The following is a 22,641-nucleotide window of genomic DNA, read 5'->3' on the forward strand; positions in this document are numbered from 1 at the left end:
TGATTACAAGAAGTACTTCAAGCGAATAACTTCCTGCTCGCTCAGGAAGCGCCACTTGCCGCGGGGCAGGTCCTTCTTTGTGAGGCCGGCGTACTGCACGCGGTCCAGGGCTACCACTTCGTAGCCGAGGTGCTCGAAGATGCGGCGCACAATGCGATTCCGCCCAATGTGGATTTCGATGCCTACAAAGTGCGGGTTGCCGGCCACTACGGCCACGTCGTCCACTACGGCTTTGCCGTCTTCCAGCTCCACGCCTTCGGCAATCTTGCGCAGGTCGTCTTCGGCCAGGGGCTGGCTTAGCTCAACCTGGTAAATTTTCTTGTTTTTGTGCGAGGGGTGCGACAGCTTCTGGGCTACTTCGCCGTCGTTGGTGAAGAGTAGCAGGCCCGTGGTGTTGCGGTCGAGCCGGCCCACCGGGAAAATCCGCTCTTTCGAGGCGCTGGCCACCAGCTCCATCACCGTGCGGCGGCCTTCGGGGTCCTCCGTGGTCGTGATAAAGTCCTTGGGCTTGTTGAGCAGCACGTACACCGACTTCTCGCGGTTGAGGTTAGTCTTGCCATACTGCACGGTGTCGGTGGGCTGCACTTTGTAGCCCATCTCCGTTACCACTTCGCCGTTCACCTTGATTTCGCCGGCGGCAATCAGCGCGTCGGCCTCGCGGCGCGAGCAGATGCCGGCGTTGGCGATGTAGCGGTTCAGGCGCAGCTCGTCGGTGCCGAAGTCTTCGTCCTCTTCCCGGCGGCGCTTGTTGCCGCGGGTTTTGTCGTTTTCGTAGTGCTTGAGGTTCTTGTAGTCGGGCGCCTCGCCGGGCCGCTCGCCGTAGCGGGGCTTGTCGGCGCGGTTGTCCTGCACCACCGGGCGGGCAGCACGGGGCTTGTCGATGCTGGCACCGTAGCCGGTACCCGAGCGGCGCACGCTGCGCTCCTGCGCTTTCAGGGCCTCGCGGCGCTCGGCAAAGCTGCCGGGCGCGGGCGTCCACTTCTCCGTGCTGCGCTTCTCGTAGCCGCCGGGGCGCTCCCCCGTGCTGCGGCTGGCGCCGAAGGTGGCGTTCTCCCGCTTGCCAAAAGCACCGGGCGTGAACTTCCGGCCGAAGGCAGCTTCATCACCCCGACGGTCGGCATCGCTGCCGCCGGCGAAGTCACCCCGCGGGCCACGCTCCTCGCGGGCCTGCGGCGGGTTGGCTTCGAACGGCCGCGCCGACCGAATGGGCCGGTTGGGTCCGCGCTCCTCGCTGCGCTGGAAATCTTCCGGCTCGCGGGGCGTGCTGCGGCCAAAGCTGCCGCCGCTGCGGGGTGCGCTGGATTCGTTTGGCTCGTTGGGGTTTTGCTTCTGGAACTTGCGGTTACGCTCGCCGGGCAAGCCACGGGGCACGGCCTTCTCGCCTTCGCGGCGGTAGGGCTGGCCGTTCCAGTTCTCCTTGGGCTGATACTCGCGGATGGGACGCGCCGGGGCCGAAGCCGGGCCATGCTGCTCGCCGCGGTCGCTGCCGAAGCTGCCGCGCTCACTGCGCTCGGGACGCGGCTCGGCGGTACGGCCGTAGCTGGTGCCAGTGCGCTGCTCCTTGCCTAAGCGAGGACGCTCGCTGCGCTCGGACCGGTCGCCGCCGGGGCGGAAGCCGCCTTGCTCGCGCTGGCCGTATTCTTTGTTACCGAAGCTCTTGCCGCCAAAGCCTTTGTTAAAGCCACCCTCACGGTTGCCGCCACCGGCGCCGTAGGTGCGCTTCTCGCCATCGCCAAAGCTACGGCCGCCACCAAAGGCCCCATTGGAAGGGCGGCCAAAGGCACCGTTGGTAGCTGGGCGCCCAAATGCGCCATTGGTAGCAGGCCGGCCATTGCCAGGCCGGGCCGAAGAGTAGCCGCCGCGGTCGCCGCCACGGTCACGGTCGCCGCCGCGGCCGGCCGGCCCACCGGCGTTCGAACGCTCGCTCTTGCCACCGCCGAAACCGCCCGGGCCCCCTGCATTGCGGCCGCCGCGACGGTCCGCTTTATCGTCTGAAAAATGTTTTTTGCCCATGGGGAAAAGTTGCTTGCCGTATCGCTACGGTATGATAAAAAACGTGGTGGTCAGTGCTCAGTTCCTGGCTACCGACCTACTAAGCGCCCGGCGTCCGAAATGATTCACTTAAGGTAAAAGCAAAAGCCCGAACCTGCCAGCCGGCCGCCGCAGCGCCGGCCCACAGGTTCGGGCCTCGGGCCATTGTGCGAACTAGTCGCGGCGCGCCATTTTGGCTTCGATGGAGTGCTGGGTGTGCGGTACGGCCCGCAGGCGCTCCTTCGGAATCAGTTTGCCCGTGCCGATGCACACGCCGTAGGTGCCGTTTTTGATACGAACCTGGGCGTTTTCGAGCTGTTGGATGAACTTCATCTGGCGCGAAGCCAGCTGGTTCATGCTTTCTTTCTCGGCCGTTTCGGCGCCGTCTTCCAGGACCTTGGCCGAAGAAGCAGTGGTATCGGTGCCGGTGTCGTTGCTCCGGTTCAGGGTTTCTTTAATGAATGACAACTCCTTACGGGCCGCCGTCAGTTTTTCCTGAATAATCTGGTCGAACTCATTCAAGTCTTCCCGGGAATAGCGAATGTTGTCGTCGTTCATCGAAGGTGGTAAAAAAGAAATATGGGAGAGGTTGGGTCGTCACCGCTAGGCAACTCTCCGGCAACACCACCGGATACTAAATGGTTTGCCCGAGTCTAAGTGGACTTATTGCCACAAGCTGAAGCGGTTGAATGCTTGATTTTGCGGGCTCAAAGTTACGTAGCGCGGCGAGCTTTCCTCTTGTTCTGCTAAAAACCTAACATTTGGATAGCAGCCACAGCGGCTTCCACGCCCTTATTGCCGTGCTTGCCGCTGGCCCGGTCCCAGGCCTGCTCCAACGTATTGGTCGTGACTAGGCCAAAAATGACCGGCTTGTTGAACTTCAGGCCCACCTGGGTGATGCCTTGGGCTACGGCGTGGCAGATGTAGTCGTCGTGCTTGGTTTCGCCCCGAATCACCACCCCCAGGCAAATGACGGCGTCCATCTCGTCGTGTTGGGCCAGAAACTGCGCGCCTAGCGTGAGCTCGAAGCTGCCCGGCACGGTGTTGCGGTAGATATTTTCCGCTTTGGCCCCGTGCTTGAGCAAGGTATCGTACGCCCCGGCGCTGAGCACGTCGGTGATTTCGCGGTTCCACTCGGCCACCACCAGCCCAAAGCGCTTTTCGCTGATATCGGTAAAATTGGAAGCGTCATAGTCGCTGAGGTTTTGCAAAGCAGTAGCCATGTCAGGGGGTAGTCAGGGTTAGAAATAAAAATCGAGGTTGAGCCAACGGCGGTTTCGGTGGGCAGCCTCCTTAAGAGGAAGCTGGGAATAAGGTTTGCGCTGCGAGCTAAAAAAATTGCGCTTCCCCACTGCTGAGGAAGCGCAACAACATTCGGTCAAAGCGCCTTGTGGATTACTTCTCCAGTTTGGCTTTGTACTGGCGGGCTTCGGCTACTTCCTGGGCCGTGGGGTACTCGTTGATGATGCGGTCATAGGCCTTGATGGCGCCTTCGGTATCGCCGGCGACTTCGCGGGCCGTGGCTTCCTTCAGCAGATAGCCGGGCGAGAAGTATTCGTTGGCGTTGTGGACGGCGGCTTTGGCGTAGAGGTCGGCCGCTTCCTTGGGCTTGTTCATCTCCATCTGGGCATCGCCCATCAGCGCGTAGGCGCGGCTCTGCACCAGGTAGTCGTCCGAGCTGAAGTCCTCCAAATAGTCGAGGGCTTCCTTGTACTTGCTTTGCTTCAGGGCTGCTACCCCGGCGTAGAAGTTGGCGAGGTTGCCGGCTTTGGTGTTGCCATACTCATTGGCCACAGTGGTCAGGCCGGGGGCTTTGCCGTCGCCCTTCACGGCTTTGTTCAGCGAGTCAGCCTCCCAGTAGTTCACGGCGCGGAACATGCTGGCCTGGGCCTTTGCATCCTGCGAATTGCGCCAGGTGTAAAAGCCAAAAGCTCCTACCACGGCCAGCACCACCAGCGCCAGCAAGCCCAACAACAGGTTGCGGTTGTTGCGCACGAAATTCTCCGACTCTACCAGTCGGGCGGCCAACGCGTCCGGGTCTTCCAGCAGCGGATTCTCAGACGGCAGGTTTTCGGCGGGCGCCAACGGGTCGGCCGGAACGTTCTGGGTGGTTTGCCCCTGACGGGCCTGCTGGCTCTTGCCAGTGTAAGGAATCTTCGACATTACGGAGAGAGTTTCAACAACAAGGCCTGCAAGCAAGCCGGATGGCCGGGTGGGCCGGTTTGATTAGTCGTGAATATAGGGGTAGTCGGCCTGTACGTACACGTCCTTGTACAATTCGTCGGGCGTGGGGTAAGGCGAGGTCTCGGCAAATTCTACCGACTCGGCCACCTTGGCCTTGATGCGCTCATCAATGGCTTCGAGGTCGGCCTCTGTTGCCATGTTGTTCGTGAGGATGGTGTGGCGCACGCTTTCGATGGCGTCGCGGTGTCGGTAGTCTTCCAGCTCCTCTTTGGTGCGGTACTTGGCCGGGTCACTCATGGAGTGACCTTTGTAGCGGTAGGTTTTAAACTCCAGCAAGGTGGGGCCATCGCCTTTGCGGGCGCGCTCGGCGGCGCGGGCTACGGCTTCGTGAATATCCTCCACGCGCATGCCGTTCACCGGCTCCGACGGCATGTCGTAGCTCAGGCCAATCTTGTAGAGGTCGGTCACGTTCGACGTCCGGGCCACCGAGGTACCCATGGCGTAGCCATTGTTCTCAATCACGAAGATGACCGGCAGCTTCCACAGCATGGCCATGTTGAAGGCCTCGTGCAGGGCGCCCTGGCGCACGGCGCCGTCGCCCATGTAGCAGATGCAAAGCTTGCCCGTCTTGTTGTATTTCTCGGCAAAGGCAATGCCGGCGCCCATGGGCACCTGCCCGCCCACGATGCCGTGGCCGCCCATGAAACCAACCGCTTTGTCGAACATGTGCATTGAGCCGCCTTTGCCTTTTGAGCACCCGGTGGCTTTGGCAAATAGCTCGGCCATGATGGCATTGGGCGAGGTACCCAGCGCCAGGGGGTGGGCGTGGTCACGGTACGCCGTGATGTACTTATCGCCTACCTCCAACGCCGATACTGCCCCGGCTACGCAAGCCTCCTGGCCAATGTAGAGGTGGCAGAACCCTTTAATCTTTTGCTGGCCGTAGAGCTGCCCGGCCTTGTCCTCAAACTTGCGCATGAGCTGCATTTGCTCGTACCAGCGCAGATACGTCTCCTTGGGGAAGGAAGCGGCAGCGTTTGCTTCTCTGGAAAGGTCCGTCCCGGAGGCGGCCATGGTGGGCGCATCGGTACCAGGCATTACGGGGTCTGGTTGGATACTGGTGGACGCGGCTTTGCCTTTTCCTTTGGCTACTGAGCCATTGGTTGCCGTCGATTTATTAGAAGCAGCTTTTACTTTCGTATCCGCCATAGCAGTTTAAGGAAAATTTCGCGTTGGGAGGGCGAAATTACGTAAAAGTGCTGGCAATACCGAACCTTATGACCCTCGACTCCCTCCAGCTGCTTTTTTTTAAAAATTACGACGACGCTTCCCTGCGTTTATCCCCCGGCCTCAACTGCTTTATTGGCGATAACGGCAGTGGAAAAACCAATTTGCTGGATGCCATTCACTATTTGTCGCTCACCAAGAGTGCTATTACGGCATCAGACGCCCTTTGCATAAAGCAAGGCGCTGATTTCTTTGTAGTTAAGGGGAATTTTTCTTCCGAAAGGGCTCCCGAACACGAAACCATCCAGGTTAGCCTGCGGGCAGGTCAAAAAAAGACCCTCACCCACAACAAGCAGCCTTATGAACGCATGGCCGACCACATCGGTCGGTACCCCGCCGTGCTTATCTCCCCCTACGACACCGACCTCATTCGGCAGGGCAGCGAAGACCGCCGCAAGTATTTCGATAGCTTGATGGCTCAACTCGACCACGAGTTTCTGGAGCTACTCATTGCTTACAATGCCTTGCTCCGCCAACGCAATGCGGTGCTCAAGCAAGGCGGCGACCGTCCCTCGCACGGTTTCGACCGCGACTACCTGCTGGCATTGGATGAGCAGCTGGCCCCGATTGGGCAGCAGCTCACCTCCCTCCGCGAGGCGTTCCTGGCCGAGTACGTGCCCATCTTTCAGCGCCACTATCGGCAGCTTGCCGATGGCCGCGAAGTTGTGACCCTAACCTATAAGAGCCAATTACTCGGCGCTGACTTTGCCCAATTGCTGCGAAGCAACGAGCGGCGCGACTTTGCCCTGCAGCGCAGTACCACCGGCTCGCACCGCGACGACTTCGTCTTTCTTATGGACGAACTGGCGGTGAAAAGCCACGCGTCGCAAGGGCAGCAGAAGTCCTTTGCCATTGCTCTTAAGCTGGCTCAATTTGAAATGCTCGCGGCCAGGCAGCACCACAAGCCCCTGCTTCTCCTCGACGACATCTTCGACCGCCTCGACGACAAACGCATTGCCCGCCTACTTGAGCTGGTAGCCGACGAGACTTTTGGCCAGGTTTTTCTGACCGACACCAACCTGGAACGGACCGACCAAGCCCTTGCTCGGGTCTCTATTCCCATCCTCCGCTTTCGGGTGCATGACGGTACGGTAGCGCCCGTTTAGAGCCGGTTAAGCGCTACCTTTGTGGCCCCAAAACAGGAGCAGCGTTGCCCTTTTTGTTTGCCTGCCTTGCCTTGTGAAAAAGCACTCATCCCCTTCTCGCTTCGGTGACATCTCCCTCAAGGAAGGCCTCGAGGCATTAGTTCGGGCGTACCGCCTCCAGGGCAAGCTCAACGAGGTAACGGTGGTATCGAGCTGGGAGCGGGTCATGGGAAAAGCCGTAGCGCTGAAGACCCAGGAGGTGTACGTCAACAAAGGCCGCCTCTTTGTCCGTCTTAGCTCCGCCCCCCTCAAGCATGAGCTGCTTATGGCGAAGACCCGGGTTGCCGAGCTCATCAATGCCGAAGTGGGAGAAACCGTCGTCACGGAAGTCATTTTCCTGTAGCCACTTTTCCCAGCCCTCCTTCTCGGTCACCGATACTCGCCGGATTTGAGTCTGGCTAAAGCTCACAGTTTGTCTCTGCTGAGGGTGTCTCTATGGCCCAACATCGACAGTTGATTTCTGGGACTTAGGAGGAGCTATAGTGCCACGCATGCCTTGATAATCGGCAAGCTATTTAGGCATTCAACAGTAAGGAGGAGCAGACATATCGGGTCTGGCGCTACGCTTACTCTTGGCCCCAAACCAAGGCCAGCCTCTGCCTGTAAATCACGCCCGACCTTTCATTAAAGCGGGCCCATGTCAGCATTCTGTTACAGCCGCTCCCCTACCCCTTCGCGGACAAAAATGTTTCACGTGGAACATTTTTGTCACTTCGGCCCATACACTTTTAGCAATAGCTCATTGTAGGCCTCCAAAAGGGCAATGTACTTAGACTGGAGTATTAAAAGCTGCCGGGAAGGGTCAACGTCAGGGCTTTGCGACTGTGTTACACGAGGTGTAACAACAGGTGTTACAACAGGACGAGGCGCAGATGTTACAAATGGTAAAGACGATTGTTGTACAGCTGTAAAGTCAATTGAAAAGTCATGATTGATAATTTCACCCACCTTCTTTACGAAGTTGTAATCAATAGTGTCTTCTTTGAATTTACGGTAAATAGTAGGACGTGTAATACCCAGTTCGTCCACGATACGGGTGATGGAAATACCGCTGTTTTTGATAGCTTCTTGCAGGATTTCGCCTTGATGTGGCATAATTAGAGTGTTACGTAACGCTTATGCAAATATGTTATAAGAAGGTGGATAATACAAATATGTTCGAACAATAAAATTACAATTTACGTGTAGCAATACAGGATACAAAAGAACACATTTCGTAACAATTACAATTAAACACTGTATCAACAACGTGTTACAATGCCTTACTGTAACACAGATGTAACACAATGGCATCCGGCATAAAAGTGGCCATGACGTTGCCTAGCCCACATATTGCCTTGCCCGCATACCGCTTGTACTACCAGACCTCCCGTGAAAGAATAGAGAGCAGCCGGTCGGGATAATCCGTGGTCATGCCGTCGACGCCAAGTGCTAGGAGCCGTTGCATGTCCGCCGGTTCATTTACAGTCCAAGGCACCAAGCGCAGGCCGGGGAAATCTGTTCGCAAAGCCCGGACAGCCTTTTCCGTGACAGAATGAAAATCGGGTCCAAACGTGGTAGGTGTAAACCCTAAGTTGTCAATGCTGGAAGACCACGGCAGGTTCTCCTCAACCAAAAGGCAGGTAGCCAAATTGGGCTGAAGTTGGTGGGCCAATTGGAGAATGCGCACGTCAAAGCTGAGCAACGTAGTGCGTGCCAACACCTGCGCCGCGCTGAGCTCGGCCAGGACCAAGGACAGGAATTCGGCTGGCTCGGGATGAAAGATATTGTCTCCCTCGGGACTGCTTTTAATTTCAACGGAGTAGCCAAGCGGTGGATGCTCTAGCTGCTGTGAAGCGGCTTCCAGAGTGGCAAGCGCTTCGCTTAGCAGGGGTTTGTATGCGGGCGACGAAACTTGCTCAGGAAAGCCCGGGTGCCGGAGCAGGCCGCAGTCACAACGGCGGATTTCGACATAGGACATTTGATATATATTGAACTGCTCCCTATCGTTTGAGCAGATGCGCTCGCCATTGGGGTCGAGGCAAATCTGGGAGTTGAGCCAGGGCTCGTGCGATACCACTACCTGCCTATCGGCGGAGATGACAACGTCCAGCTCAATAACGTCGACGCCCAGCGACAATGCGTGAAGAAAGGCACCCAGTGTGTTCTCGGGCCGTAGCCCACGACAGCCCCGATGCCCGTGTACCTCCGGGCCGCGAGCGGTGAAAGGAGGCGTTGAAAGTAGAGTAGGCATATGCCAGCAGATGCGAAAGAGGTGAATGGGAAAGAAGGTTGAGCCGGATGGTAGTGGCTCAATTGAAAGCTTGGTGGTGAGCAGGGCTTAGAAGCCCCGTAGCGCAGGCCAAAGCTGAACGGCAGGTTTAGGGTACTTTTGCGGCTCATCACTATTGCTTACGCTTCATGAAAAAACTGCTGTTACTTGTATTGCTGCTGGCCCTGGGCGCTGGCGGGTACTATTTCTACCGGAGCCTTAAGAATGGCCCCAAAGGAGCACTGGTATCCGCGGCAGCTGCCGTACAGACCCACGACATGGCAACATTCGAGAAGTACGTAGACGTGAACAGTGTGACCACCCATCTGGTGGATGATGTAGCCCAACAAGGCTCTATGCTGGCTTCGCTGGTACCCGGCGGGGGCTTGCTCATGGGGGGAGCCTTGCGCATGATTAAGCCGGCCTTGGCCAGTGCGGCGCATCAGGAAGTGCAGCGCTATGTGGAAACGGGCTCGCTGGAGGCAGCCGCCGCAGCTGCTCCTAAGCGCTTGGTGAACCTGTCATTGACCGGATTGGCCAGTAGGGTTGTGAGCCCGGATAGTGAGTTCAAAGGCATCAAGTACACCCGCGAAGAAGGCGATAATGCCTTCGTTGGGCTGGAGGTGACGCAGCCTAGGTACGATACCACCATGGTGGTAGAAGTGAAGCTGCGCCGCCAAGGCGACCACTGGCAGATGACGCAAATCACGAACAGCGGGGAGCTGCTACGCGGCGCCGCACAGTTGGAAAAGAAGCGGCTGCTGAACCCATAAGGTCCCTCGCCGATAGGGGGTGATAAACGTCAAAAAAAGAAAAGGCCCGTCGCAGATTTGCGACGGGCCTTTTCCGTTAGATGGGCTGCTGGGAAGGCTATACCACCCCGGTATTGGACTTGCCACGACCGGCAAACATGAAGTAGATGATGAGGCCGATGAAGGGGAAAAAGAAAATCACCGCGGCCCACAGAAGCTTCTTGCCGATGGTCCAGGGCTGGCGGAACACATCAAACATGGCAAAAAGATCGAGCGCAAGAAGGACGTAGCCCCAGGTGCTCAAGCTGCCATTAGCATCGAAGCGGCTGCACGAGGTGGCAAGCATCATCAGGGGAAGCGCTAAGGCCGCAAAAGGCAAACGGGAAGCGAAATGGCGAAGGGTGTGCATGGAAAAGAAAGGAAAGTGAAAGAATAAACTATGCTCCCTTTACGCAATGCTTGCTAAATAGATTATACCAGATTTACTTTCAATTATAAATTGTTGATTATCAGAATTTTGATTGAATAAACAAGCTTATCTGGCTAATGAAAGCTGGCCCCGCGAATGGCATCAGGGCCAGCAGGAGGACCACGCCGTAGAGCGCGCCATAGAAGTGGGCGTCGTGGTTGATGTTGTCGGCCCGGCGCCGGCCCATGTACCAGGAGTAAGCCAGGTAAAGGACACCGAAGACGAAAGGCTGAATGGGGAAAGGAATGGGGAAAATGATGATGCCGCCCCCGTTGTTGTTCACCGGAAAAAGCAGGATGCTGGCAAACAGCACCGACGACACCCCGCCCGAGGCGCCCAGGCTGCGGTAGCCCCGGTTGTCGCGGTGCTGGAAGTACGTGGGCAGGTCGGAGAGAATGATGCCACCCAGGTACAAGAGAAGAAACAAGCCGATACCGGGACCTGGGCCGTACCCTTCTACCAGCGTCCGGAGCACTACCGGGCCGAAGGAGTAGAAGGCAAACATGTTGAACAAAAGGTGGGCCCAGTCGGCGTGCAGAAAGCCGGAAGTGAGCAGGCGGTACCACTGCCCGCCGGAGCGGGCCATGCGGTACGGCTCCATTATCCAGGCGTTCATCAGTTCGTCCTTCGACCAGGCGTAGGCGGAGATGGCGACCGTGAGGCCGATGAGAATCAGAATGGGATTGAACACGGCGGGTTAGTTTTCGCGGTCCATGAGCTGGAGCGCGAGGTGATGCAGGGGCTCCTTGCGCACAGCGGGGGCCGCTACGCGCTCCAAATGCTGGAGGGCGTCCTGGAAGTAGGTATTGATGAGAGCTTCCGTCTGGGGGCGAATTTCGAGCTCGTCGTAGATGCTGCGCACGGCCAGTACCTTGGCGTCGGCGTCGGTCACGGGCTGGGCGATGAGCTGGCGCAGGATGGTTTGCTGGGAATCGTTGGCTTGGGCCAGGGCGGTCAGTAGCAGGAAGGTCTTCTTGTCGGAAACGATGTCGCCCCCTACCCGCTTGCCGAAGGTGGCGGCGTCCCCGTACACGTCGAGCAGGTCGTCGCGCAGTTGGAAGGCTAGCCCAATGTCGGTGCCGAACTGGCGGAGGTGGTCGGCATCTTCTTCGGTGGCACCGCTGAGGCGGGCGCCCAGCTCCAGGCAGAAGCCCAGGAGTACGGCCGTTTTCAGCCGAATCATGTCCAGGTATTGGGCAATGCTCACCTGGGGCTCGGTCTCGAAGTTCATGTCCCACTGCTGGCCTTCGCAGACCTCGGCGGCCGTCTGGCCGAAGCGCCGCAGGATGGTGGGGAGTTGCTCAGCGGGCACGTCTAGAAACAGCTCGTAGGCCCGTACCAGCATTACGTCGCCGGAGAGGATGGCCACGTTCGGGTTCCACTTTTCGTGCACTGTGGCCTGGCCGCGGCGCAGCGGAGCCTGGTCCATGAGGTCGTCGTGGAGCAGGGTGAAGTTGTGGAAGACTTCGGTGGCCAGCGCGGGCTTGAGGATGGGCGTCAGCTCGTCGGTGAAAAGGTGGGCACCGAGCAGTGTGAGCAGCGGCCGAATGCGCTTGCCGCCCAAGCCCATGATGTAGCGGATGGGGGCGTACAGCGTATCGGGCTGCTCGCCATAATTGAGCTGAGCGAGGGCAGCAGTGATTTGAGCGGGGAAGTCAGCAGGGGTCATATTGCGTGCAAAGAACGGGGGCGGCTGGCATCTTCTTGGTCATTGGCATCTGCCCCTACGCCTGTCATCCTGAACGCAGCGAAGCGGAGTGAAGGACCTAAGGAGAGAAGAACAGCTGGCAGTAGATGAATACTGCTAACCGTTCAGCTTCCAAAAGGTCCTTCACTCCGCTTCGCTGCGTTCAGGATGACAGGTGGGGGCAGATGCTTTAAGGTACTACCGGCGCTTGTTGCCTTTGTGGGCACCTTTGGCCATGCCGCCGCTGCTATGGTCACGGTAACCGCGGGGGGCTCCGCCGCCACGGGTCTTGCGCTCCTCAGCTTCGCGCTTTTTTACGTGGTCGGGGCGGTTATCGACTAGTTCAAAGTCAATGGTGCGGTCGAGCAGGTTGGCGGATTTTACCACCACTTCCATCACGTCGCCGAACTGGATGATGCGCTTGGTCTTCTGGCCCACGATGCGGTAGTTATCCTTGTCGAGTTCGAAGAAGTCGCCGGGAATGTCGCTCAGGCGAACCATGCCTTCGCACTTGTTCTCCTCAATTTCGATGTACATGCCCCGCTCGGTGAGGCCCGATACGACGCCTTTGAAGGTGTTGCCAATTTCGTCGGCCATGAACTCCACCTGCTTGAACTTGATGCTGGCGCGCTCGGCGTTGGCCGCTAGTTTTTCGCGGGCCGAGGAGTGCTTGCACTCTTCTTCCACGGGGTCGACGGCCACGTTCTTACCGCCGAGCAGGTAGTGCTCGAGCAGGCGGTGGGCCATCATGTCGGGGTAGCGGCGGATGGGCGAGGTGAAGTGCGAGTAGTGGTCGAAGGCCAGGCCGAAGTGACCCAGCGGCTCGGTGCTGTAGATGGCCTTGGCCATGGTCCGGATGGCCAAACCTTGGAGCACGTTCTGTTCGGGCTTGCCCACCACTTCCGAGCTCAGGTTGTTGAGCTCGGTGCTCACCTTTTTGGGGTTGTCGAGCTTGAGCTGGTAGCCGAACTTCTGGGCGAAGAGGGCGAAGGTTTGCAGGCGTTCGGGTTCGGGGGCGTCGTGGGTGCGGTACACCATGGTGAAGCGCGGCTTGGTCTTTTTGAGGTTGAACACGAACTCGGCCACCTTGCGGTTAGCGAGCAGCATGAACTCCTCAATCATCTTGTGCGCGTCCTTGCGCTCCTTCACATACACGCCGAGGGGCTTGCCTTGCTCGTCGAGACGGAACTTCACTTCCTGGGTTTCGAAGGTAATGGCACCTTGCTTGAAGCGCTGGGCGCAGATTTTATGCGCCATGTCGTTGAGCACATTTATCTCCTCGGCGTGGTCGCCGGCTTTGCTCTCGATGCGCTCCTGGGCCTCCTCGTAGGAGAAGCGGCGGTCGGAGTGAATGATAGTTTTGCCGAACCACGACTCGTAGAGCTTGCCGTTTTCGTCCAGCTCAAAGACAGCCGAAAAAGTCAGCTTGTCCTCATGCGGGCGCAGCGAGCAGAGGCCGTTGCTCAGGCGCTCGGGCAGCATGGGAATCACGCGGTCCACCAGGTACACCGAGGTGGCGCGGTGCTTGCCCTCGCGCTCCAGCTCGGTGCCGGGGCGCACGTAGTGGGTCACGTCGGCGATGTGCACGCCTACTTCCCAGTGGCCGTTCTCCAGCTTCTGAATGCTCAGGGCATCGTCGAAGTCCTTGGCGTCGGCCGGGTCGATGGTGAAGGTGGTGATGTTGCGGAAGTCGCGGCGGCGGGCAATTTCCTCTTCGGAGATAAACTCGCTGATGCCTTCCGATTCGGTTTCTACTTCTTCGGGGAATTCGAAGGGCAAGCCGAACTCGGCCATGATGGCGTTAATCTCGGCTTCGTTGCCGCCGGCGGCGCCGAAGTTGCGGACGACCTCGCCCACCGGCTGGCGGCCGCTGTCTTCCGGAAACTCGTTGATGCGCACCAGCACCTTGTCGCCGTCGCGGGCGTCGTGCAGCAAGTGCGGGGGCACAAACACGTCGAAGTACACCTTGCGGTTGTCGGCCTTCACGAAGCCGAGCGTGCCCTGCACCTGCAGGCGCCCCACGATTTCGGGACGCACGCGCTTGAGCACTTCTACCACGTCGCCCACCGGGCGGCCGTCGCGGGAGCTGCGCAGGCGCACCCGCACCACGTCGCCCTGCAGCGCAAACTTGAGCTGGTCGGTGAAGACGCGGATGTCGTCGGCGTTGCCGGTGCCTTCGGGTACCACAAAGGCGAAGTTGGGCGTGGCCAAATCCACGGTGCCGATAACCGTGTTGGTATCGCGCTTCGGGCGGGAGTCGTCGCCCACGTAGTCGAAGCCAGCCCCGCGGCGGCGGTGCACCACGGGGTTCTGGCCAAACTCGGCAGCGGCAAAACGCTCTACGTCCGGGCTTGTCGGCGGCTGGGCTTTTTTAGTCGATTTGCGGGCATTAGACGGCATCAGCGCGGCTGCCACGGCTTCCGTATCGGCCAGGCGGTATTCGTCGTTCTGAAGCAGCGTAATGAGCCCGTTTTTGCGCAGCACCTTGATGTGGGCAAAGATTTCTTCGCGCTGGCCCTTGGTCGTGACGCCGAGGCGGCGCGACAGCTGCCGGTAGGCAAGGACTTTGGTGGGGTTGTCGGTAAAAGCACTAAGCACTTGGGCTTGCGTGATGGGCGCGGGTTCGGGCTTTTCGCGCTTGGCGCGGGGAGCCCGGGGAGTTTCGGGGGTATTCATGTAAAAGAGTTGGCCGCCGAAAAGTTGATTGGTCGCAGGCGGCGAGAGCGGAAAAATGGTTGGCCGAAGTAATCGGCACGGTAAGTAAAACGCGGCCGGGGCCGCTAGGTTGTAGCGCGGACTTTTAGTCCGCGCAGGATATCGCAACAAGCCGTTTGAACACGGGCTGCCCACAGCAGACTCTGTGGTGTGGCGCCGCAAGGTATTTGGTCGGGCGCGGACTAAAAGTCCGCGCTACAATTACGCCCGGCTGGCCACGGCGGCTTCGATGTCCGCCAAACTATCCTTCGGGATGGCGGCCAGCAGGCCTTGGGTGTATTCGTGCTGCGGCGCAGCATAGATGGCCGCCGCCGGGCCGCTCTCCACGATGCGGCCCTGGTGCATGACCAGCAGCCGGTCGCTCATAAACCGGGCCACGGATAGGTCGTGCGTGATGAACAAATAGGTGATGCCGAACTCGCGTTTGAGGTCGTTGAGCAGGTTGAGGACCTGCGCCTGCACCGAGACGTCGAGGGCCGAAACCGACTCGTCGCAAACAATAAGCTTGGGCTGCAAAGCCAGCGCCCGGGCAATGCAGATGCGCTGCCGCTGCCCACCGCTGAACTCGTGCGGGTAGCGCTGGAAATGCTCCTCGCGCAGCCCCACGGTGCGCAGCAGCTCCATCACTTTCGCCTTTTGCTGCTGGCGGGTGCCGCCCACGTTGTGCACGCGCATCGGCTCCCAAATGGCCTCGCCCACCGTCAACATGGGATTGAGGGCGGCGTACGGGTCCTGGAATACCAGCTGCAAATCGCGCCGACGGCGGCGCAAGTCACCGCTCGACAGCTTCGCCAAATCGGTTCCTTCGAACAGGATGCTGCCCGCCGTTGGTTCCGTGAGGCGGAGCAGCGCCCGGCCCAGGGTGGTTTTGCCGCAGCCCGACTCCCCTACCAGCCCAATGGTCTCGCCGGGGTAGAGCGTGAAGCTGACATCGTCCACGGCCCGCACGTAGTCGGTAGCCCGCCGGAAAAAGCCCTTGCGAAGCGGGAAGTACACCTGGAGGTTTTGAACCTGGAGAAGCGGTTCGGTTGAGCTGGTTGTTGAGGCCACGAGGGGCTCGTTGAAAGGCACCGAAGTAAGCTCAACGGGGCGTGGAACATCCCTAACTGGGCTATGTTCCACGGGGAACGTTTTGGCGGTTTCGATTTTATCCCGTAACTGCTGTTGCTCCACTTCAGGCGAAGATTCCACAAGTGCCTCATCTGGCAGCGGAAGCACGGGCGCGGGCTGGGCCAAAAGCTGCCCGCTGGCGTCTTCCCGCATGAAATCGGCCACCACGGGCAGGCGTTTTTTGCCCACCGAGAGGCGCGGACGGCACGCCAAAAGCCCTTTTGTGTACGGATGTTGGGGATTTGAAAAAATATCCAGCACCCTCCCCTGCTCCACGACCTTGCCCCGGTACATCACCAAGATGCGGTCGGCGATTTCGGCCACTACGCCGAGGTCGTGGGTGATGAAGAGCACGGCGGTGTTGTGCTGACGGCGCAGGTCGTCAATCAGGCGTAGCATCCGGGCCTGCACCGTCACGTCGAGGGCGGTCGTGGGCTCGTCAGCAATGAGTAAGGCCGGGCGGCAGGCCATGGCCATGGCAATCATCACGCGCTGCTTCTGGCCGCCCGAAATCTCGTGCGGGTAGCTGTTGAAGATGGCTTCGGGCCGCGGCAGTTGGGCTTCGGCAAACAGCTCAATGGTGCGCTGCTTGGCGGCCTTGGGCGTGCAGTCGGTGTGCAGCAGCAGAGCTTCCACCACCTGGCTGCCGCAGGTATACACGGGGTTCAGCGAGGTCATCGGCTCCTGGAAAATCATCCCAATGTCGTTGCCGCGCACCTGGCGCAGGTCGGTTTCGGAGATTTTCAGCAGGTCGGTATTGCCGAGTTTTTCGGAAAGAAATACGGTGCTGCCGCTGGAAATGCGGCCGGGCGGCATCGGAATCAGCCCAAGCAGAGCCAGCGAAGTCACTGATTTGCCCGAGCCCGACTCCCCCACAATGGCCAGCGTTTCGCCACGGTTCAGCTCAAATGACACGTTGTCCACGGCCCGCACGTCGCCGCGGTGGCTGGAGAAGTCAATGGTGAGGTTAGAAACGGTGAGGAGGGGGTTGGGCACAGGAGGGGATTATAGGTAGGAGTTAGGGCAGCTTTGAGCCGATTTAAACAGTTTGAATACGCAAGAACGTCAATACACCAGAACGTCATGCTGAGCGCAGCCGAAGCATCTCTACCGCTTCGTTGGAGTCACCCTTTCCAAGTTCCTAAATCAATGGCCTGCCAAGTCGGATTAAAGGCTGTAATCAGCGCGTCTTTCTTGCGGCGGGTCCAGCCTTTCAACTGCTTTTCCCGTGCTATGGCTTGCGTGGCGTCGGGTGACATTTCAAAATAAACTAGGGAGTGTTTACAGTTAGAGCCAGGTTAAAGCTGCAACTAAGCAGCAAGTAGCAAAGTAGTTGGCGGCGCGTTTGTCGAATCGGGTAGCTACGGCCCGAAAGCGTTTTAAGCCATTAATAGCCCGTTCGATGTGGTTGCGCTCTTTGTAGCTTTCAGCGTCATGCGCCAACGGGACCGTGCGGTTTTTCTTGCCGGGAATCACGGCCGTGGCCCCTGCCTGCTGGATTTGGGCGCGCACGTAGCCCGCGTCGTAGGCCCGGTCGGCCAGCACCGCCTGCCCCGGGCGCAAGTGCTGCACCAGCAACCCGAGCGCTTGCGGGCAATCCCCCGCGTGGCCCCCGGTCAGGGCCAGGGCGCAAATGCGGCCCTGCGCGTCGCAACTCAGGTGGAGTTTGGTCGTGAAGCCGCCGCGGCTGCGGCCGAGCGCCTGCCCGCAAGGGCTGTCTTTTTTTTCGCGCCGGCGGCTACCTGGTGCGCCCGTACGGTGGTGGAATCGACCAGCAGGCGGTGCAAGCCGGCTTCCTGTTGCACTTGGGCCAGCACCCGGGGCCATACCCCGGCTTGCCGCCAGCGGCGAAACCGGGCGTACACCGTGTGCCAGGGCCCAAACCGCTCGGCCGGCAAATCACGCCACGAGACGCCGCAACGGGCCCGCCAGAGCACGGCTTCCACGAACAAGCGCGTGTCTTTGGCCGTCGTGCCCGGCGAACTTTCTTGGCCCGGCAGCAACGGCGAAAGCTTCGCCCACTGCGCATCGGTCAATAAACTCCGGTCTTTATTCATGCTCAAAGGTCGACCTTAACTGTAAACACTCCCTAGCAAATCAGCCTGATACCGCCCGGTGAATTTCCCTGCATCCCCTCGACCGCTGCTGTGCTCATAAAGCCGTCTCGTGAGGTCGTTAGTGACGCCGATGTACAAAACAGTTTGTGTTTGATTCGTCAGGATGTAGACGTACATATGAGAGGTTTCAGGCCATCATGCTGAGCGCAGTCGAAGCATCTCTAACGCTTCATTGAATCATAAGCGTAGGCTTTACTGGTTGCTATAGAAGCTGCAAAAGCTTGTACATCAAAAGCCAAACTACTAAAGCCCCAGAATATGCTTGAAATTTGCTTCCAATCGATTTACTAGCGACAAAAGAAGCCGAGAAAAACAGAACTGCGCTCAATAAAGCGAAAAGAATGCCGCCTGTTCCGTCATTTACATCATTGACCAGAAGCCCTAGAATTATACCTGTTGTCAAAAATAAGCCTCTAACAAGCCGGCTCTTTTCGTTATCAGTCATCAGTTCGATAAGATTTGCAACGAAGCAGTAGAGATGCTTCGACTGCGCTCAGCATGACGTTCTGGTTGAAGCGTCGAACGGATTGTTGAAATCAAGCCAGGTTCTCAGAGTCAGGAGCTACCAAGGGAGCACGTTCCCTAGCAACAGCTTGGTTCTCCTCTTGCTGATGGAAAAAACGGCTCTGATTGAGCAGAATCAAGGCCACGCCTACGAAAATGGAGGAATCAGCAATGTTGAAGATGGGCCAGAGCGACACGTACTTCCCTCCTAGCAGCGGCCAGCTTTGGGGCAAAAAGCCTTCGTAGATGTCCACGTACAGCATGTCAACAACCTGGCCGTAGAACCAACGCGTGGGCGAGGCAAAGGGGGCGTTGTTGTAGATGATGCCGTAGAAAACCGAGTCTATCAGGTTGCCTACAGCGCCGCCCAGAATCAGGGCCATGCAAGCGATGTAGCCGCCCGAAGCCCGCTGGCGGCACAGGCGAATAATGTAGTAGCTCAAGCCAAACACGGCCACCAAGCGAAAAGCAGTGAGCGCCAGCTTGCCGTAGGGCGCCGGCAGTTCGGCCCCGAAAGCCATGCCCGGATTCAGCGTGTAATGAAGCTTAAACCAGTTGCCAAATACCGGAATTTCCCCTGCCATGCCGGGCTGCATGTAGGTATGCACGGCCCACTTCGAGAGCTGGTCGATGACAATAATGAGCAGAGCCAGCAGGAAGAATTTAGCGGCGGATTGCTGGCGATTGGTGAGGGTTGGGTGCATTCAGACGGTGCCAAAAGTGGCGAGAGCGACGGCCTGTTTTATTACCGTCTTTTTATACCTTTTATAACTGACTGTCTGGGCTTTTGAGCCGATAAAGACGAGCTTATTAAGTGTTTGTGCGACCGAGGACTCGCCGGGGTTTTATAGCCCCGGTGAGTCATTCAGCATCAAGCAGTTGCAACCTCCAAATGCACGGGCACGGAGTAGTCATCAAATTCGAGCACGGAGCCGCCGTTCACGTCGGCCGCAAACGTTAGCGCCAAGGCCTGCGTTTCGGTGCGGATGTATTCGCCAAACGCGGCCACGGCGGCCGTGAGCTCAGGCTGCTGGTCTGCCAAAGTGACGCGGATTTTGTCCTGCACTTCCAGGCCCGAGTCTTTGCGCAGATTCTGCAGGCGGTTCACCAGCTCGCGGGCGAGGCCTTCCTGGCGCAGCTCGTCGGTCAGGGTCACGTCGAGGGCCACGGTGAGGGGGCCGTCGGTGGCCACGAGCCAGCCGGGCAGGTCGTCGGTGCGGATTTCCACATCGTCCGGGGCTAGCGTGATGGGCTGGCCATCCACTTCCACAGCGAGGCTTCCCTCCTTCTCCAACTTCGAGATTTCGGCTGCCGTCATCTGCTGAATGCGGGCGCCCACGGCCTTCAAACGTGGCCCATACTGTTGGCCAAGGCGTTTGAAGTTGGGCTTCACCGACTTCACTAGCACGCCGCTTTCGTCGTCGAGGAACTCGATGTGCTTCACGTTGATTTCGGCGCAAATCAGGTCCTCCACGAGGCCGACTTGCTCCTTGGTTGAGTCGTTCAGCACCGGCACCAGGATGCGTTGCAGGGGCTGCCGCACCTTCAGCACCGACTTTTTGCGTAGCGAGTGAGCCAGCGAACTGATGCGTTGGGCCAGCTCCATGCGCTCCTCCAGCTTCGGGTCGATGCGGGCCGTATCGGCTTCCACTAGCAGCGTCAGATGCACCGATTCCGGGGCCAGGGGCGTGTTTTTGGCTACCGCCTCGGCACGCATGCCGTCGGTCATGTTCTTGTATAGCCACTCGCCGAAAAACGGCGCGATGGGCGACATGAGTTGAGCTACGACAACCAGGCATTCCTGCAGGGTTTCGTAGGCGGCGCGTTTGTCGTCGGTCAGTTCGCCTTTCCAGAAACGGCGGCGCGAGAGGCGCACGTACCAGTTCGAGAGCTGGTCGGTCACAAAATCCTGGATGGCGCGGGCGGCCTTCGTGGGGTCGTAGCTATCCAGGTGGCCGCGCACTTCCACAATCAGCGACTGCAACTTGCTCAGAATCCAGCGGTCCAGCTCGCTCAGCTCCGAGAGCGGAATGCGGTTGAATTCGCTAGTCTGGAACTCGTCCAGATTCGCGTAAAGCGCATAGAACGAGTACGTATTGAACAGCGTGCCGAAGAACCGGCGCTGCACTTCGGTCACGCCAGCGGGGTCAAACTTAAGGTTGTCCCACGGTGGCGCGTTGGCGATGAGGTACCAGCGGGTGGCATCAGGGCCGAACTGCTTGATGGTGGCAAACGGGTCCACGGCGTTGCCGAGGCGCTTGCTCATCTTCTGGCCGTCCTTGGCCAGCACGAGGCCATTGGCGATGACGTTTTTGAAGGCCACAGAGTCTTCCAGCATCACGGCCAGGGCGTGCAGCGTGAAGAACCAGCCGCGGGTTTGGTCCACGCCTTCGGCAATGAAATCGGCAGGGAAGTTCTTCTGGAATTTCTCGGCGTTTTCGATGGGGTAATGCCACTGCGCGTAGGGCATGGCGCCGGAGTCGAACCACACGTCGATGAGGTCAGCCTCGCGGTACATGGGCAGGCCGGTGGGGCTCACGAGGAATATATCGTCCACGTAGGGCCGGTGCAGGTCCACTTTTTCGCCGTTGGCGTAGGGGTTGTGGGTCATGACTTCGGCCGCGACGGCCTTGTCAATCTCCGTTTTCAGCTGCTCGATGCTGCCGATGCACAGCTCCTCGGTGCCGTCCTGCGTGCGCCAGATGGGCAGCGGCGTGCCCCAGTAGCGCGAGCGGCTTAAGTTCCAGTCTACCAAGTTCTCCAGCCAGTTGCCGAAGCGGCCGGTGCCGGTGCTTTCGGGCTTCCAGTTGATGGTTTTGTTGAGCTCGATGAGCCGGTCCTTCACCGCCGTGGTCTTGATAAACCAGGAGTCGAGCGGGTAGTAGAGCACGGGCTTGTCGGTGCGCCAGCAGTGTGGGTAGGTGTGCTCGTACTTCTCCACTTTGAAGGCCGTGCCGTCGCCCTTCATCTTGATGACGATGCTCTCGTCCAGCGTCTTGTAGTCGGCGCCGGACTCATCATGTCCATCATAGTTCTTCACCCAACGGCCGCCAAACTCGCCCATTTGGGGCACGTAGCGGCCCGTCCGGTCCACGATGGGGCCGAGCGTACCTTCAGCATCCGGCACCATCAGCGCCGGGATGTCCGCCAGCTGCGCGGCCCGGAAGTCATCGGCACCAAACGTGGGCGAGATGTGCACGATGCCGGTACCGTCCTCCGTGGTGACGAAGTCGCCGTTGATGACGCGGAAAGCCCGCTCCTCGCCCTCAAACGGCGTGAAATCGAAAAGGCGTTCGTACTTGATGTCGATGAGGTCGGCGCCCGTAAAGCCACCTAGTACGCGCCAGGGCAGTACCTTATGGTCGCCTTCGGCATAGCCTTCTAGCGGCGCTGCGGCACCTTTTTCGTTGAAGTAACGGCTCACCAACGCCTTGGCCAGCACCACATGGATGGGCTCGTAGGTGTAGGGGTTGAAGGTGCGAATCAGCTGGTAGGGGATGTTCTTGCCCACCGCCAAGCCAGTGTTGGCCGGCAGGGTCCAGGGCGTGGTCGTCCAGGCCAGGATGAACACCTTAGCATCATCACCAGCTAGGGCAAACAGCTTCTCCGCAACCGGACCGGGCTTCACCTTGAACTGCGCCACCACGGTCGTGTCTTTCACGTCGCGATAAGTGCCAGGCTGGTTCAACTCGTGCGAGCTGAGGCCGGTGCCGGCGGCCGGCGAATACGGCTGGATGGTGTAGCCCTTGTATAGCAAGCCCTTGTCATAAAGCTTCTTGAGCAGCGCCCAGCAGCTTTCGATGTACTCCGGCTCGAAGGTTACATACGGGTCGTCGAGGTCGACCCAGTACCCCATTTTCTCGGTCAGGTCGTCCCACTGCGCCTTGAAGCGCATGACGGTTTCCTTGCAGCGCTGGTTGTACTCCTCAACGCTGATTTTCTTGCCGATGTCCTCCTTGGTAATGCCGAGCTCCTTCTCCACCTGCAGCTCAATGGGCAGGCCGTGGGTGTCCCAGCCACCTTTGCGCGACACCTGCTTGCCCTGCAGCGTCTGGTAGCGGCAGAAAATGTCCTTCACCGTACGGGCCATCACGTGGTGGATGCCGGGGGCGCCGTTGGCGGAAGGCGGTCCTTCGTAAAACACGAACGTGGGCTGACCTTCGCGGCTGCTCACGCTCTTTTCAAAGATGCCGTGCTCCTTCCACCAGGCGAGGATGTCCTCGCCCACCTGGCCGTAATTGAGCGGCTGCTTGTATTCGGGGTATTTCATGTAGTGAGTCTGTCTTTCAATCATTCAGCTCGTCATGCTGAGCGCAGCCGAAGCATCTCTACCTCGGAAGTAATCAATGCTAGCTCAACGAAGCGGTAGAGATGCTTCCGCTGCGCTCA

Annotated in this window: 20 protein-coding genes and 1 pseudogene; 3 read left to right on the top strand and 18 right to left on the bottom strand. The window is 59.0% G+C overall.

What is annotated here, in order from left to right:
• Positions 1-3: 3 nt before the first annotated feature.
• The 5 genes from AUC43_RS19955 to pdhA form a co-directional block, all read right to left on the bottom strand.
• A complete protein-coding gene (locus AUC43_RS19955) occupies positions 4-2,013 on the bottom strand; it encodes a pseudouridine synthase (RefSeq protein ID WP_082684903.1) in 2,010 nt (669 codons plus the stop codon).
• Between the two features lie 192 nt (positions 2,014-2,205).
• Complete coding sequence (locus tag AUC43_RS04535; RefSeq protein WP_068190433.1) at positions 2,206-2,589, bottom strand: TraR/DksA family transcriptional regulator; 384 nt, start codon at positions 2,587-2,589, stop codon at positions 2,206-2,208.
• A gap of 188 nt (positions 2,590-2,777) precedes the next feature.
• Positions 2,778-3,254: a 6,7-dimethyl-8-ribityllumazine synthase gene (gene ribH / locus AUC43_RS04540; RefSeq protein WP_068190439.1), complete on the bottom strand. Its 477-nt coding sequence runs from the start codon at positions 3,252-3,254 to the stop codon at positions 2,778-2,780.
• Between the two features lie 172 nt (positions 3,255-3,426).
• Positions 3,427-4,194, bottom strand: a complete 768-nt coding sequence (locus tag AUC43_RS04545; protein ID WP_157780926.1) for a tetratricopeptide repeat protein — start codon at positions 4,192-4,194, stop codon at positions 3,427-3,429.
• Positions 4,195-4,257: 63 nt separating this feature from the next.
• Complete coding sequence (pdhA, locus tag AUC43_RS04550) at positions 4,258-5,289, bottom strand: pyruvate dehydrogenase (acetyl-transferring) E1 component subunit alpha (protein WP_068198223.1); 1,032 nt, start codon at positions 5,287-5,289, stop codon at positions 4,258-4,260.
• Positions 5,290-5,492: 203 nt separating this feature from the next.
• Here pdhA and recF point away from each other — a divergent pair, with 203 nt between their 5' ends.
• On the top strand, positions 5,493-6,608 hold the full coding sequence (gene recF / locus AUC43_RS04555; protein WP_068190441.1) for a DNA replication/repair protein RecF: 1,116 nt from the start codon (positions 5,493-5,495) through the stop codon (positions 6,606-6,608).
• A 73-nt stretch (positions 6,609-6,681) separates the two neighbouring features.
• Positions 6,682-6,990 (top strand): DciA family protein, encoded by a 309-nt coding sequence (locus AUC43_RS04560; RefSeq protein ID WP_233254106.1) that lies wholly within the window; start codon positions 6,682-6,684, stop codon positions 6,988-6,990.
• A 365-nt stretch (positions 6,991-7,355) separates the two neighbouring features.
• Here the strand turns inward: AUC43_RS04560 and AUC43_RS20830 are convergent, their stop codons facing one another.
• Together AUC43_RS20830 and AUC43_RS04565 are read right to left on the bottom strand one after the other, a co-directional pair.
• Complete coding sequence (locus AUC43_RS20830) at positions 7,356-7,742, bottom strand: helix-turn-helix domain-containing protein (RefSeq protein WP_071885815.1); 387 nt, start codon at positions 7,740-7,742, stop codon at positions 7,356-7,358.
• A 262-nt stretch (positions 7,743-8,004) separates the two neighbouring features.
• Positions 8,005-8,880, bottom strand: coding sequence for a glycerophosphodiester phosphodiesterase family protein (locus AUC43_RS04565; RefSeq protein WP_068190443.1), 876 nt, complete (start codon positions 8,878-8,880; stop codon positions 8,005-8,007).
• A gap of 167 nt (positions 8,881-9,047) precedes the next feature.
• On the opposite strand from AUC43_RS04565, the gene AUC43_RS04570 reads away from it, so the two are divergent.
• Positions 9,048-9,671 carry a hypothetical protein gene (locus tag AUC43_RS04570; protein ID WP_068190452.1) on the top strand — a complete coding sequence of 208 codons (624 nt, stop codon included), beginning with the start codon at positions 9,048-9,050 and terminating at the stop codon, positions 9,669-9,671.
• A gap of 97 nt (positions 9,672-9,768) precedes the next feature.
• On the opposite strand, the gene AUC43_RS04575 is transcribed toward AUC43_RS04570, so the two are convergent.
• The 11 genes and pseudogenes from AUC43_RS04575 to ileS form a co-directional block, all read right to left on the bottom strand.
• A complete protein-coding gene (locus AUC43_RS04575) occupies positions 9,769-10,059 on the bottom strand; it encodes a PLD nuclease N-terminal domain-containing protein (RefSeq protein WP_082684904.1) in 291 nt (96 codons plus the stop codon).
• 100 nt (positions 10,060-10,159) lie between these two features.
• Positions 10,160-10,810: a rhomboid family intramembrane serine protease gene (locus tag AUC43_RS04580; protein ID WP_071885816.1), complete on the bottom strand. Its 651-nt coding sequence runs from the start codon at positions 10,808-10,810 to the stop codon at positions 10,160-10,162.
• A 6-nt stretch (positions 10,811-10,816) separates the two neighbouring features.
• Positions 10,817-11,788 carry a polyprenyl synthetase family protein gene (locus AUC43_RS04585; RefSeq protein ID WP_068190456.1) on the bottom strand — a complete coding sequence of 324 codons (972 nt, stop codon included), beginning with the start codon at positions 11,786-11,788 and terminating at the stop codon, positions 10,817-10,819.
• A 216-nt stretch (positions 11,789-12,004) separates the two neighbouring features.
• Entirely contained in the window at positions 12,005-14,482 is a 2,478-nt protein-coding gene (gene rnr / locus AUC43_RS04590) for a ribonuclease R (protein WP_068190458.1), read from the bottom strand.
• Between the two features lie 240 nt (positions 14,483-14,722).
• Complete coding sequence (locus tag AUC43_RS04595) at positions 14,723-16,627, bottom strand: ABC transporter ATP-binding protein (protein ID WP_068190460.1); 1,905 nt, start codon at positions 16,625-16,627, stop codon at positions 14,723-14,725.
• A 128-nt stretch (positions 16,628-16,755) separates the two neighbouring features.
• Positions 16,756-16,890: a GIY-YIG nuclease family protein gene (locus tag AUC43_RS21690; protein WP_257721714.1), complete on the bottom strand. Its 135-nt coding sequence runs from the start codon at positions 16,888-16,890 to the stop codon at positions 16,756-16,758.
• A gap of 28 nt (positions 16,891-16,918) precedes the next feature.
• A pseudogene (locus AUC43_RS21420) lies at positions 16,919-17,688 on the bottom strand (IS5 family transposase).
• A gap of 15 nt (positions 17,689-17,703) precedes the next feature.
• On the bottom strand, positions 17,704-17,865 hold the full coding sequence (locus AUC43_RS21425; protein ID WP_082684905.1) for a GIY-YIG nuclease family protein: 162 nt from the start codon (positions 17,863-17,865) through the stop codon (positions 17,704-17,706).
• An 85-nt stretch (positions 17,866-17,950) separates the two neighbouring features.
• On the bottom strand, positions 17,951-18,193 hold the full coding sequence (locus AUC43_RS20835; protein WP_157780927.1) for a hypothetical protein: 243 nt from the start codon (positions 18,191-18,193) through the stop codon (positions 17,951-17,953).
• Between the two features lie 91 nt (positions 18,194-18,284).
• A complete protein-coding gene (locus AUC43_RS04610; protein WP_068190462.1) occupies positions 18,285-18,956 on the bottom strand; it encodes a lipoprotein signal peptidase in 672 nt (223 codons plus the stop codon).
• Positions 18,957-19,123: 167 nt separating this feature from the next.
• Positions 19,124-22,522 carry an isoleucine--tRNA ligase gene (ileS, locus tag AUC43_RS04615; RefSeq protein WP_068190465.1) on the bottom strand — a complete coding sequence of 1,133 codons (3,399 nt, stop codon included), beginning with the start codon at positions 22,520-22,522 and terminating at the stop codon, positions 19,124-19,126.
• Between the last annotated feature and the right edge of the window lie 119 nt (positions 22,523-22,641).

Source organism: Hymenobacter sedentarius (assembly GCF_001507645.1).
GTDB lineage: Bacteria > Bacteroidota > Bacteroidia > Cytophagales > Hymenobacteraceae > Hymenobacter > Hymenobacter sedentarius.

Coding starts and splice junctions, on each gene's coding strand:
- AUC43_RS19955 (WP_082684903.1), bottom strand. CDS start 2,013: ATGGGCAAAAAACATTTTTCAGACGATAAAGCGGACCGTCGCGGCGGC.
- AUC43_RS04535 (WP_068190433.1), bottom strand. CDS start 2,589: ATGAACGACGACAACATTCGCTATTCCCGGGAAGACTTGAATGAGTTC.
- ribH (WP_068190439.1), bottom strand. CDS start 3,254: ATGGCTACTGCTTTGCAAAACCTCAGCGACTATGACGCTTCCAATTTT.
- AUC43_RS04545 (WP_157780926.1), bottom strand. CDS start 4,194: ATGTCGAAGATTCCTTACACTGGCAAGAGCCAGCAGGCCCGTCAGGGG.
- pdhA (WP_068198223.1), bottom strand. CDS start 5,289: ATGGCCGCCTCCGGGACGGACCTTTCCAGAGAAGCAAACGCTGCCGCT.
- recF (WP_068190441.1), top strand. CDS start 5,493: ATGACCCTCGACTCCCTCCAGCTGCTTTTTTTTAAAAATTACGACGAC.
- AUC43_RS20830 (WP_071885815.1), bottom strand. CDS start 7,742: ATGCCACATCAAGGCGAAATCCTGCAAGAAGCTATCAAAAACAGCGGT.
- AUC43_RS04565 (WP_068190443.1), bottom strand. CDS start 8,880: ATGCCTACTCTACTTTCAACGCCTCCTTTCACCGCTCGCGGCCCGGAG.
- AUC43_RS04570 (WP_068190452.1), top strand. CDS start 9,048: ATGAAAAAACTGCTGTTACTTGTATTGCTGCTGGCCCTGGGCGCTGGC.
- AUC43_RS04575 (WP_082684904.1), bottom strand. CDS start 10,059: ATGCACACCCTTCGCCATTTCGCTTCCCGTTTGCCTTTTGCGGCCTTA.
- AUC43_RS04585 (WP_068190456.1), bottom strand. CDS start 11,788: ATGACCCCTGCTGACTTCCCCGCTCAAATCACTGCTGCCCTCGCTCAG.
- rnr (WP_068190458.1), bottom strand. CDS start 14,482: ATGAATACCCCCGAAACTCCCCGGGCTCCCCGCGCCAAGCGCGAAAAG.
- AUC43_RS21690 (WP_257721714.1), bottom strand. CDS start 16,890: ATGTCACCCGACGCCACGCAAGCCATAGCACGGGAAAAGCAGTTGAAA.
- AUC43_RS21425 (WP_082684905.1), bottom strand. CDS start 17,865: ATGTACGTCTACATCCTGACGAATCAAACACAAACTGTTTTGTACATC.
- AUC43_RS20835 (WP_157780927.1), bottom strand. CDS start 18,193: ATGACTGATAACGAAAAGAGCCGGCTTGTTAGAGGCTTATTTTTGACA.
- AUC43_RS04610 (WP_068190462.1), bottom strand. CDS start 18,956: ATGCACCCAACCCTCACCAATCGCCAGCAATCCGCCGCTAAATTCTTC.
- ileS (WP_068190465.1), bottom strand. CDS start 22,522: ATGAAATACCCCGAATACAAGCAGCCGCTCAATTACGGCCAGGTGGGC.